This is a genomic window from Serratia sp. 25CWL12, from assembly GCF_055790885.1.
Genome location: NZ_CM147698.1, coordinates 2339076 through 2351518, shown reverse-complemented (window position 1 = coordinate 2351518; position 12443 = coordinate 2339076). Strand labels below are relative to the sequence as shown.

The 12443-nt window shown below is 51.5% G+C and carries 8 protein-coding genes; all 8 read left to right on the top strand.

Annotated features, from left to right (window positions below):
• The first annotated feature begins 95 nt into the window (after positions 1 to 95).
• The 8 genes from tssH to ACX9GV_RS10190 all read left to right on the top strand — a co-directional run bounded on the left by tssH (position 96) and on the right by ACX9GV_RS10190 (position 11958).
• A complete protein-coding gene (gene tssH / locus ACX9GV_RS10225; RefSeq protein WP_473195431.1) occupies positions 96 to 2762 on the top strand; it encodes a type VI secretion system ATPase TssH in 2667 nt (888 codons plus the stop codon).
• Positions 2759 to 5101: a type VI secretion system Vgr family protein gene (locus ACX9GV_RS10220; protein WP_473195430.1), complete on the top strand. Its 2343-nt coding sequence runs from the start codon at positions 2759 to 2761 to the stop codon at positions 5099 to 5101. The genes tssH and ACX9GV_RS10220 overlap by 4 nt, the downstream gene beginning before the upstream one ends.
• Complete coding sequence (locus ACX9GV_RS10215) at positions 5101 to 5973, top strand: hypothetical protein (RefSeq protein WP_473195429.1); 873 nt, start codon at positions 5101 to 5103, stop codon at positions 5971 to 5973. The genes ACX9GV_RS10220 and ACX9GV_RS10215 overlap by 1 nt, the downstream gene beginning before the upstream one ends.
• A 25-nt stretch (positions 5974 to 5998) precedes the next feature.
• Positions 5999 to 9148 (top strand): T6SS effector BTH_I2691 family protein, encoded by a 3150-nt coding sequence (locus ACX9GV_RS10210; protein WP_473195428.1) that lies wholly within the window; start codon positions 5999 to 6001, stop codon positions 9146 to 9148.
• 20 nt (positions 9149 to 9168) lie between these two features.
• Positions 9169 to 9966 (top strand): DUF6708 domain-containing protein, encoded by a 798-nt coding sequence (locus tag ACX9GV_RS10205; protein WP_473195427.1) that lies wholly within the window; start codon positions 9169 to 9171, stop codon positions 9964 to 9966.
• Between the two features lie 70 nt (positions 9967 to 10036).
• A complete protein-coding gene (locus ACX9GV_RS10200) occupies positions 10037 to 10840 on the top strand; it encodes a DUF6708 domain-containing protein (RefSeq protein WP_473195426.1) in 804 nt (267 codons plus the stop codon).
• A 151-nt stretch (positions 10841 to 10991) separates the two neighbouring features.
• On the top strand, positions 10992 to 11714 hold the full coding sequence (locus ACX9GV_RS10195) for a DUF6708 domain-containing protein (protein ID WP_473195425.1): 723 nt from the start codon (positions 10992 to 10994) through the stop codon (positions 11712 to 11714).
• Positions 11715 to 11730: 16 nt separating this feature from the next.
• Entirely contained in the window at positions 11731 to 11958 is a 228-nt protein-coding gene (locus ACX9GV_RS10190; protein ID WP_473195424.1) for a hypothetical protein, read from the top strand.
• Positions 11959 to 12443: the final 485 nt, after the last annotated feature.

Below are 12443 nucleotides of genomic sequence, written 5' to 3'. Positions count from 1 at the left end.
GTATGCATAAGAGATAAAACGTCTGGCGACCGAAACCTATCACGATAAAAGCAGATATACCCTTGTGTTACGTAATTCCTTGAGAGAACAAAATTATGGAAAATCCAGCCATCCTGTTACGTCGTCTTAACCCTTACTGTGCCCGTGCCATGGAAGGGGCCGCCTCACTGTGCCAGACCCGCGCCCATGCGGAAATCCTGCCGGAGCACTGGTTGCTGAAACTCCTGGAACAGGGGGAAGGGGATATCACGGTACTGGCCCGTCGTTACGAGTGGGAGCTGGACACCCTGTGGCAAGAGCTGCTGGCCTGGCTGGATAATCGCCCGCGCTCGGTGCGTAGCCGCCCGCAGTTGGCGCAAACCACCCAGACCTTGCTGCAAGAAGCCTGGTTGCGTGCCTCGCTGGCGGGGGAAGAGTCTATCCGCAGTGTCCACCTGCTGATGGCGTTGGTGGATAAACCCAAACTGATAGCCTGCGATGCGCTGTGGCCATTGCTGACCCTGGGGCAGAGCCAACTGGAGCGCCTGCGCCCACTGCTGGATATGCAGTCGGAGGAACGTCCGGAAGTGCAGCAGGAAGCAGAATTGGCACAAAGTGGCCACTCACCGGAACTGCACACCGACGCCACCCCTGACACAGCGCTCAAGGCCGGCGAACTGTCTGCCGCCCTGCAGAACGCGTTGGACAAATTTACCCTGGATGTCACCGCCAAAGCCAAAGCAGGTCAGATTGACCCGGTGTTTGGCCGTGACACCGAAATCCGCCAGATGGTGGATATCCTCTCTCGCCGCCGCAAAAACAACCCGATTCTGGTGGGGGAGCCGGGGGTAGGGAAAACCGCCCTGGTGGAAGGGCTGGCGCTGCGTATTGCCGAGGGCAATGTGCCGGAAAGCCTCAAGCCGGTGGCGCTACGTACTTTGGACCTCGGGTTGCTGCAAGCGGGTGCCGGGGTTAAAGGGGAATTTGAACAGCGGCTGAAAAATGTCATTGATGCGGTGCAACAGTCACCGACACCGATACTGCTGTTTATTGATGAAGCCCACACCATTATCGGTGCCGGTAATCAGGCCGGTGGCGCAGATGCCGCCAACCTGCTGAAACCGGCGCTGGCAAGAGGCGAACTGCGCACCATTGCTGCCACCACCTGGAGTGAATACAAACAGTATTTTGAGCGTGATGCTGCTCTCGAACGCCGCTTCCAGATGGTGAAAGTGGACGAGCCAGACGATGACACCGCCTGCCTGATGCTGCGTGGCCTGAAATCCCGCTACGCCGAACACCACGGCGTGCATATCACCGACGATGCGGTACGCGCCGCCGTCACTCTGTCCCGCCGTTATCTCACCGGTCGCCAACTGCCGGACAAAGCGGTGGACCTGCTGGACACCGCCGCTGCCCGGGTGCGCATGAGCCTGGACACGCTGCCGGAAGCCATTGTGCGCCTGAAAGCCCAACTGACCGCCCTGGAGCTGGAGCAGCAAGCCCTGCTGGAAGATATCGCCACTGGCAGCCAGCAACACGGTGAGCGCCTGAGTGCCATTGAAATTCAGCGTGGCGAACTGGATACCGCACTGGAAACCTTAGACCGCCGCTTTAACGCCGAAAAAGCCCTGGTGCAACAACTGATGACCTGCCGCCAGGACCTGAGCCGTCAGGCTGAAGTGACCACGCTGCAACATCAGCTTGAACAGTTGCAACAGCCGGAACCCCTGATACAGGTGGATGTGGACACCCGCACCGTGGCCAACGTGATTGCCGACTGGACTGGCGTGCCGCTCTCTTCACTGATGAAAGACGAACAGACCGAACTGCTGAGCCTGGAAGGGGAGATTGGTCAGCGGGTGGTGGGGCAAGATACCGCCCTGACCGCCATTGCCCAACGCCTGCGCGCCGCCAAAACCGGCTTGACGCCGGAAAATGGCCCGCAAGGGGTGTTTTTACTGGTTGGGCCGAGTGGCGTAGGGAAAACCGAAACCGCGCTGGCGCTGGCCGATGGCCTGTACGGTGGCGAGAAATCACTGATTACCATCAACCTGTCGGAATATCAGGAGCCGCACACCGTCTCGCAACTGAAAGGCTCGCCACCGGGGTATGTGGGTTATGGCCAGGGCGGCATACTGACTGAAGCAGTACGCAAGCGCCCCTACAGCGTGGTGCTGCTCGATGAAGTGGAAAAAGCCCACCGGGATGTGATGAACCTGTTCTATCAGGTGTTTGACCGGGGCTTTATGCGCGATGGTGAAGGGCGCGAGATTGATTTTCGTAACACCGTGATATTGATGACCGCCAACCTCGGCAGTGACTTGCTGATGCAGTTGCCGGATGAACAGCCGGAGGCCAGTGAAGGGGATTTGCATGAACTGCTGCGCCCGGTGCTGCGCGACCACTTCCAGCCCGCCTTGCTGGCGCGCTTCCAGACGGTGATTTACCGCCCACTGGACGCCACGGCGATGCGCACCATTGTACAAATGAAACTGAATCAGGTCAGCCAGCGCCTGCAACGCCATTACGGCCTCACTACCCAGATAGGTGACAGCCTGTATGACGCACTGACCGACGCCTGCCTGCTGCCCGATACCGGGGCGCGTAATGTCGACAGCCTGCTCAACCAGCAGATATTGCCGGTACTGAGCCAGCAATTGTTAACCTACATGGCGGCGAAGCAAAAACCCAAGACCCTGACCCTGGGCTGGGATGAGGAAGAAGGGATTGTGCTGGAGTTTGATACCGCCAGCGGACACACATCAGGAGAGCAGCCATGAGTATTGCGCCGTTATTAATGTTCAATCACAGTCATCATCTGCTGTCAGTCAAAGGCTGCAACAGCGGGTTGGATGTCTTGGTGTTTGAAGGTCAGGAAGCCTTAAGTCAACCTTTCAGCTACCGCATTGAGTTTACCAGTGCCGACCAGGCTATCCGCCGTGAAGCGATGTTGATGAAGGCGGCCTCGCTGACGCTACAGGCCCCGGTGGACCAGGGCTTTGGCATTAAAATCCAGCAGCCGTTGCGGGTGATACAAGGGGTGGTGACCGGCTTTGAACGCCTGAGCACCTCCAAAGATGAAACCCGCTATGCCCTGACCCTGCAACCCCGCCTGGCGCTGCTGGACCGCGCCCACCAGAATGCCATCTACCAGGACATGACGGTGCCCCAGATTGTGGAAAAAATCCTGCGTGAGCGCCACAACATGCGCGGTCAGGATTTTCTGTTTTCACTGACGGCGGAGTACCCACGCCGTGAGCAGGTGATGCAGTACGGCGAAGATGACCTGCACTTTATCACCCGCTTGCTGGGCGAAGTGGGGATTTGGTTCCGCTTTACCACCGACACCCGGCTGAACATTGATGTGGTGGAGTTTTACGACAGCCAGCAAGGGTATCAGAAGGGGCTGACACTGCCCTCGGTGCCGCCGTCCGGTCAGCATGACCAGGGGGTAGAATCGGTCTGGGGCATGACCAGCCACCATCAGGTGGTGCAACAACAGGTCTCTACCCGGGATTACAACTACCGCCAGGCCACCGAGGCGATGGACACCCAGGTGGATGTCACTCACGGCGATAGCACCACTTACGGTGAAGCCTATCACTATGCCGACAACTACCTGACGGCCGGCAGCAGCCATGAACGCCAACCGGCACCGGAGTCCGGTGCCTTTTATGGTCGTCTTCGCCATGAACGCTACCTGAATCAGCAGACGCAACTGACCGGTATCACCAGCTGTGCCACCCTGTCACCGGGGCAGGTCCTGAAGGTCACCGGCGGCTATGAAGTTACCGACACCTTCACCAAAGGGGTATTGATTACCCAAGTCCACAGTCAGGCACGGCGTGACCGCAGTTTTGAAATTCACTTTACCGCCTTGCCAGATAACACCGATTACTGCTTCCGCCCCGAGCCCGGCGCACGCCCGGTGATGGCGGGCACTTTGCCGGCACGGGTCACCAGCACCACCGAAAACGACACCTATGGGCACATCGACAAGGAGGGCCGTTACCGCGTCAACATGCTGTTTGACCGTGCCAGTTGGGAAACCGGCTTTGAAAGCCTGTGGGTACGCCAGTCCCGCCCCTATGCCGGGGACACCTATGGCCTGCACCTGCCGCTGCTGGCGGGAACCGAGGTAGCGATAGGGTTTGAGGATGGCAATCCCGACCGCCCGTATATCGTTGGGGTGTTGCATGACTCGGCGCACGGCGACCACGTCACCATCCGCAACTACAAGCGTAATGTCCTCAGGACTCCCTCGAACAACAAAATAAGGTTAGATGATAACCGCGGTCAGGAGCACGTGAAAATCTCAACCGAGTACGGGGGCAAGAGCCAACTGAACCTCGGCCACCTGGTGGACAGTGAGAAACACAAGCGCGGTGAGGGCTTTGAACTACGCACCGACAGTTGGGGTGCGATACGCGCCCAGAAAGGGCTGTTTATCTCGGCGGATGGGCAAATTAAAGCCCAGGGTCAGCAACTGGCGATGGAGGCTGCACTAGGGACCTTGAATCAGGCACAAGGGCTGGCTAAATCGTTAAGTGATGCGGTTGCGACTGCTCAGGCCGAACTGGCACAGATCCAGGCACAAAAGACGCTGCTCGAATCCGCACTTAAGGATCTGCAACAATCCACCTTGTTGATGAGTGCCCCCGATGGTATTGCCCAGGTCTCGCCACAAAGTATTCAGATCAGTAGCGGGCAGAACTTTATTCAGACTTCCGGGGAAAACAGTGATTTTAGTGTTTTCAAAAAATTCACGGTAGCCGCTGGGGAAATCATCAGCCTGTTTGCCAAAACCCTGGGCATCAAAATTTATGCCAACAAGGGTAAGGTGGATATTCAGGCTCAAGGGGATGCCATGGCGCTGACCTCACTCAAAGGAATGACCATCAGCAGTAAGGATGATGAGGTGCTGATCCAGGCGAGTAAAAAAGTCACCCTGTGTTGTGGCAACACCGCACTGGTGATTGAACCTTCCGGTGTTACCATTCTTTCTCCGGGTGAAGTGAATGCCAAGTGCGCAAGCTTTAATCAACAGGCAGCGCAGAGCTTCAGCCCGACACCACCGATATTACCACCAGAAGCAACCTGTGCAGAGAGTAACCGCTAATGGAAACTATCACTTCAGTCTCTGAACTTTTGAGCGCCAGGCAGGATGAGTATCGCTATTTATTATTGGATCAACTTAAACCGCCGGTGTCATGGAACCCACTGCAGTTGGATAATCTGACTGCGGAGTGGGGCCGTAAATCATTACGCCCGGTGCTCCGGCCTGATCTGCTGCATGAACCACATTACTGCCCGAGGCTATTATTATTGGCTTCTCCAGGAGAAGATTGCACTGAAGATATCATCCAGAGAAGCGAGGCGTATTCCCGTGACGAGTTACTCTTTGAGAGGCGTTATATCTGTGGCTGGATCAGTACCCCACTGGCTCCTGATGTATTGGCACAACGGTTGGCCGATCTTTGCCGCCAGATCAAGCCGGGTATCATTATTCCGTTTTTTGAACCCCTGCGTCTGGAATTGTTGCAGGCCACCAGTCAACCGGCGGCACTGGCCTCTTTGATTGGGCCGATCAGCCTTTGGGGCTGGCTCTCCTGCAATGGGCACTTGGCACTGCTGCATGGCAGTACCATTGAAGGGCCGGAGTGGCAGCTTCAATGGCGTATGGAGCAGGTGCAAAACGCGAGCCGTGATATTACTAAAGTGCTCTCTGCCTGGCAGCAGGTCACCCCAGTGTTACCGGATAATGCAGCACAATTAGCTGCTGATGCCTGGATTAAAGCGAGCCAGATGGGGTTGCATCATGACCGTGACCGCATTTATGTTGCGATTAACGCCCTGACATTTCCCACAGATATTCTGGCGCATAAAGAGGTCCAGGCGCTATTGCAACAGGCGATTAACCACCCGGAACTGTATTTTAACCAACTGTTACTGACGCTGCCTGATGCGGTCTGGCAGGAATTTGAGCGCTAATAGTGATGTAGGAAAAGGAATTTTAATGATGGGCATAAAAGAACAAGCAATAAAAAATGCAGATGCGAGCCAGCAGGCGGCCTGTACGCCGTCAGGTTGTAAGGCTTGCCAGCGGCCAGGTGTAGCCATTTATCCACTCCGTGTAGCAGTGGTACCAAAATTAGCGGTCAATAGCGCTTGGCGGCCCCAGGTCCCGGCGCAAAATGTAGTGCTAACTGGCGGTGATTTTAAATATGCGCTACGTACAATGCGTGCGGGTTACCTCTATGTTTTGCTGGATAATAAAGCCTGGCAGGCCTATCAGGTGACGGCAGAAGGTTATTTGCGCGCATTTGTCCCCATGGACATGCCGCAAGCCGAAAAAATCGAACCACTGAGCCAGGCATGCCGAACCGCCAACCACGATATCAGTGCCAGCTTTATCACCATCGAAAAGGGATATAAACAAGCGGAAATCGCCTTTAGCAGTGACCCGTGGACCAAACAAGTTCTGGCAAAATATCAAAAAGGCCCACGCCCGGCTAACCGCTTTACTAAACTGACGCTGTCAGATAACGAGGTGACGATACCCGATGAAGGGCGCGGCCTGACCCTTGACCCGGCACTGACTCCCTTGAAAACGAACGTATTAGAGTTTGCGACAGCGGTTTTTCCCAATATCGCTAATAACCAAGAGGCCAATGGGGGGGCGCATGGTTTTCACCCTCGGATGGATAAAGACAAACAGATAGCATTGGGCGGTAAAATAGCCCAACTGACACAGCAATATAAAACCCCCGTCAAGGCCATTGTGCTAGATGATGCGGTGGGGATAATCCAGGAGTTGAATCATGCGCGCCTGGATGTGGTCGAGGCGTTGGCCAAATACCGTTCAAAGCCGGAAATTTTTCATAAGAGCACCATTTCTGAAGCCATTGTCAGTATTCAGGCCGTGATGAAAAAGCAGATTGAGGCAGATAAATCTATTAAGCAGTTTGAGGTGCCGATAGCTACTGATGGATACGAATCTCCTTACGTCATCAGTCGTGACGATATGGTTGAAGACACAAAACGATCGGCAATGAAACGGATGCAGAAGTTTTATAACGAGGCCGATCGGGCGTCTTTTGCCAGTCTGTATAATACTACCATTGAGAGCTATACGCGCACCATGAAGTCGGTGGCGACAGACCTGGAAGCCTGGTATCGCTCCGCGTTATGGCGGGCAATTATTGAACAGGATTACTCCCCCGCCTCCAGTGTGATCAGTTGGTCAGCCCAATTGGGCACATTGGCCAGCAGCTTGCAGGGGGGCACCGCAGGGTTTGATCTAGAAAAAGATTCAGTTTGGAAAGAGTGGTTTGCAAGCCCCGGGAGCCCCCTCTATAAGGCGTTGTTGGCCATACAGCCTGAGCTTATTAATGCGGTGTATCAGGGAGCGGCGACTTATAGCAACCTGAAAGGTATCTTAAATAGTCAGGAGGTTTGCGATTTTATTGACAGCATAAAATTTAAAGTTGAGGTTAGCGCCTTAACCATGTCAATGAGCGGCGCATTTAGCCAGGTAAATGCGGCATTGTCAGACAAGGCCCATGGAGGTTTTGAACGGGTGATGCAGGCACTGGCCTATGTGGCAGAAGGCGGGCCAACGGTGACCATTTTTGTGGGTGAAATGACGGTGCGTGAATACCAGGCTATTTTACGCAACCAGCTTGACGGACTGGGCCGCCCGAAATGGGAGACCTTTAGAGAAGGGGGCAAAAGCAGCACCAGCACCGCGCAAATGGGCAACTGGCTGCAGGTGACGGACCCAGAAATATTGGAGCAGAAAATACAGGTGCGTTTCGCCACCTTACTAAAAGATATTGAATCCCCTGCCTTTAAGCAGGCAGCTCGTCGAGTGGGCACCAGCGCCAATGCTTTGAAGAAAGGCACCCTACTGACAGATAGTCGTCGCCTTGCCAGCCTGCCGGACTTGATCCCGGAGTTTGATAGGGTCGATAACTCCTTAAAGACCGGGCAGATAAGAATGGGGCTGGGTGAGTCGCTGAGGATTGCCGGCCAGCAATACCAACTGCCGCGCCGAGTACTGAGTAGCAACGGCCTGGGTTGGGTGCTGGGGGCCGCGATGCTGGGGCTGCAGGCAAAGGCCACGGCAGATAATATCAAAGCGCTAAAACAGACCATCGCCGGTGACCCGCAGGCACAATTAAAGCTCACTACCAGCGTACTGGCCAGCAGTGCTGCCGCTGTGGAAGTGGTTGGTTTTGGGCATATGGTGGTGCGCTGGGCTCCTTGGGATTTAGCACCTAATGTGACCGTTGGTGCCACAAAGCTCTATATACATCCCTTAATCCGCGTTGCCGGGGTGATTGGCGGTGTAGCATCCATTGTGGATGGGATTGGGATGTTTATGAAAAGAAGTGATGCTAAAAAACAAGGTGATAGTGATGCAGCCACATATTATTTTTGGGGAGGGATTGCCACTGTTGTTTCTGGCGGAGTTGCTATTTATGCCGGGCTTACAGCTAATTTTGCCCTTTTAGGGCCGGTCGGTATTGTTATTGGGCTGGCGATTATAGGGGTGGTGTTGGCTAATATGGCAGCAGAGGCGGTGCGCTCGCCACTGGAAGTATGGCTTAGTGATACCTGCTTTGGTATCACCACTGCTCGCGGTGAACATGATAAAGTCTGGGATGCGAACAGTCTTAAGGACTTGCAAGAAGCCATGAAGGCTTACTACACCATTGTTAGCGGTGTATCAGCGCAAATCCAGCGGCAATGGGGGACTGAAATATCGCAACACGCCGAGAACGTAAAGTTGGCGGCAGTATTGATTAAATTACCGGGCTGCAGTATCACTGGTTCAGACTGGTTGGTTGAACTGACTGCCCATGGTCAATCCGATAACCAGTTAATTAGTAGTGCCGCCTCACCCGCAAAGCAATCTGCATTAAACACCGCGATGCAACAAACTTATACAGCTAAAAGATATGTACGCAAGGATGTCATCATCTCAAACACGAAGTCGATTGATACGACGCTAAAACCCACCTGGGATGAGAAAATCGGGCTATTACTTAAAGGGGAGTTTGCCCTGGATACAACCAAGTTTACCCATGCGGAACTCAAGGTGACTTATTGGCCGGATAAAACCCAACCCGATGATAACTTGTCACTGGCTGTCACCTTATAAAATTAATTCAGGAGAGCCTAATGCCCCCGCAGTCGTTTGAATTATTCGATAAAGAACCCGAACCAAGGCTTAATCCACCGATTTATCGCTGGCAGGAGGATATGCCTGAAAACAGCCAACCACAGTTGGTGCCTCCTCGGTTGATGTGGTTAAACCAGTTGAATGATATCTGGCTGGAAATTCCTCGCTATAGCCCCATGGCTTGGGGAGGGATGATTTTTTTGGCATTTATTATGTTTTTTTGTATGGTGATTGCTTTCATTACTTCGCTACCATTTGATGATGGCGCTGAGATTTTTTCCGTCATTATTGGCGAGTTTATATTATTTTCATTTGTTTTTTTATGCGTCAGAATTTATTTTTGTGAGCCTCGAGATCAGCCGATACGCTTTAATCGTAAACGACAAAAAATCTATATTTTCGAATATAAAAGAAGGCCCTTTGCCCCGTGGTGGAAATGGCCTACCACCATCCATGCATTTAACTGGGCGGATGTACATGGTGAAATCCGGTTATCCAGTGATCGTTACAGTGGCGGTTTTCAGCTCTATTTCTCCATCTGCCAGCCGGGGACTTATAACGTAATTAAGCGTTTTATGGTGACGGGAGGCACACCAAACCAGATACATCAGTTATGGAGTTATTTATGTTTGTACATGAAGCATGAGCCGGTGCCTGCGGAGCCGGAATGCCGTGGCAGATTAGTCGGCTGGGTACCGCGTAAGGCGGACCGTTGGCCTGCTGATATGCAGCAAGAATCTACCACCGCTCCGCAACAGCAATTGGAAGATAGCAAAACGGCTATAACGGGTGGTTAAACCGAGAAATGACTGAGGTTAGCACGGTGATTGTGCCATGGAGGGCAATGAATATGGAGGAAAAGACTTTATGTCATCACAGCCGTTTGAATTATCAGATAAAGAACCCGAGCCAAGGCTAAATCCGCCGATTTATCGCTGGCAGCAGGATATGCCTGAAAATAACCAGCCACAGTTGGTACCGCCACGGGTGGTGTGGTTAAACCAGTTGAATGATATTTGGCTGGAAATTCCTCGCTATAGCCCTATGGCTTGGGGAGGGATGATTTTTTTGATGATTATTATGTTATTTGGTATGTTCATTTTACTTGTGACTATTTTGTCATTTTCTCATATTGATCTGGGTATGATTAGCTCCCTTGTCATTATTGAGTTAATCTTTTTTTCATTCGTTTTTTTATGTGCAAGAATTTATTTTTGTGAACCTCGAGATCAGCCTATACGCTTTAACCGTAAACGACAAAAAATCTATGTTTTCGAATATAAAAGAAGGCCGTTTGCACCGTGGTGGAAATGGCCTACCACCATCCATGCATTTAATTGGGCGGATGTACATGGTGAAATCCGTTTATCCAGTGATCGTTATAGTGGTGGTTTTCAGCTCTATTTCTCCATTTGCCAGCCCGGTACCTATAATGTGATTAAGCGGTTTATGGTCACCGGTGGCACACCAAACCAGATGCACCAGTTATGGAGTTATTTATGTTTGTATATGAAGCATGAGCCGGTGCCTGCGGAGCCGGAATACCCCGGTCGCCCAGGTGACTGGGTACCGCGTAAAGCGGACCGCTGGCCTGCCGATATGCAGTTGGAATCTACCACTGCTCCGCAACAGCAATTGGAAGAGAGTAAAATGGCTATAACCGGTGGTTAAACCGAGAAATGACTGAGGTCATCACGGTGATTGTGCCATGGAGGGCAATGAATATGGAGGAAATTAACGTATGTCCCCGCAGCCGTTTGAATTATTAGAGAAAGAACCCGAACCAAGGTTGAATCCCCCTATTTATCGCTGGCAAGAAGATATGCCAGAAAATAACCAGCCACAGTTGGTACCACCACGGTTGATATGGCTCAATCATCGTGATGATATCTGGCTGGAAATTCCCCGTTATAGCCCCATTGCCTGGGATGGGCTGCTTTTTATGATGTTCATTGCGTTACTTTTTATGATTATTTGTCTCGTGACTGTTTTGCCATTTGATAGTACTGACCTGAGTATGAATTCCACATTTGTTATCACAGAGTTTTTGGGTATTGCGTATATAATTTTTTTTATAAGAATGTATTTTTGTGAACCTCGCGATCAACCCATTCGTTTTAATCGAAAACGAAAAAAAATATATATCTTTGAATATAAAAGAAAAGCTTGGAATCCTTTAGGTAAATGGCCCACCACCATCCATGCATTTAACTGGGCGGATGTACATGGTGAAATCCGCTTATCCAGTGATCGTTATAGTGGCGGTTTTCAGCTCTATTTCTCCATCTGCCAACCGGGGACTTATAACGTGATTAAGCGGTTTATGGTCACCGGTGGTACACCAAACCAGATGCACCAGTTATGGAGTTATTTATGTTTGTATATGAAGCATGAGCCGGTGCCTGCGGAGCCGGGATGCCGTGGCAGATTAGTCGGCTGGGAGCCGCGTAAAGCGGACCGCTGGCCTGCCGATATGCAGCAAGAATCTACCACCGCTCCGCAACAGCAATTGGAAGAGAGTAAAATGGCTATAACCGGTGGTTAAACCGAGAAATTATGAGGTGGTCGATCGGTTTACCCTAAGCTGGACAGTGGGAGATTACCGGGTGATCCGTGGGTTATGGAGCCACTGTTGCCAATATAGGCTGTATCAGCCAGTACCGGAAAAACCTCTGCTGAGCAAAGCCCCCTGGAGTTGGTGCCCAATCAATAATATTCACTGGCCTGCAGAACGGGACCTTGAGTCCACCACGGCACCAGACGATTTAAAGGCATATGGTGGTGAATAAAAATAGTATAAGGAAGTTAAAAAATGAAATCACATATTATTTCTAGGGTATGGATGATAATTACTGGTTTTTTTATTTCATGCAGGTGATTTCTATATTATTTCAGGTGGCATTGGTCCATTATTTAAATATATTGACAATCCTGCTGGGATGCTTCTCCCTATATCCTTATGGCGTTTTTCACCTTTATTTTCTATATCGTTGAAGTGTGTGGTTACTTAACCAAGTTTAAGATGGTCCTGTATGCGATATTGTCAGTGATATTGTTTAGTGCTATGGCGTTACCCTTATTATTGTGGTGATAACTGAGTAGAATGAGACTATTCTATGGTTGACTTTTTCATTGATTTCATTTAGTTAGTTCAAGGAGTTAGGGATGATGACGAACACTTCTGAGGTCTACCCTTTGTTACTGCCTTGGTGTTTTGGTTAAATCTGAATGAATTGAGGTATGTGCCTCCATCATTTTCCTTTTAAAGAATGTT

Bases quoted from the DNA above. Each gene is read 5' to 3' on its own strand.
- tssH (WP_473195431.1), top strand. From the start codon at position 96: ATGGAAAATCCAGCCATCCTGTTACGTCGTCTTAACCCTTACTGTGCC.
- ACX9GV_RS10220 (WP_473195430.1), top strand. From the start codon at position 2,759: ATGAGTATTGCGCCGTTATTAATGTTCAATCACAGTCATCATCTGCTG.
- ACX9GV_RS10215 (WP_473195429.1), top strand. From the start codon at position 5,101: ATGGAAACTATCACTTCAGTCTCTGAACTTTTGAGCGCCAGGCAGGAT.
- ACX9GV_RS10210 (WP_473195428.1), top strand. From the start codon at position 5,999: ATGATGGGCATAAAAGAACAAGCAATAAAAAATGCAGATGCGAGCCAG.
- ACX9GV_RS10205 (WP_473195427.1), top strand. From the start codon at position 9,169: ATGCCCCCGCAGTCGTTTGAATTATTCGATAAAGAACCCGAACCAAGG.
- ACX9GV_RS10200 (WP_473195426.1), top strand. From the start codon at position 10,037: ATGTCATCACAGCCGTTTGAATTATCAGATAAAGAACCCGAGCCAAGG.
- ACX9GV_RS10195 (WP_473195425.1), top strand. From the start codon at position 10,992: ATGCCAGAAAATAACCAGCCACAGTTGGTACCACCACGGTTGATATGG.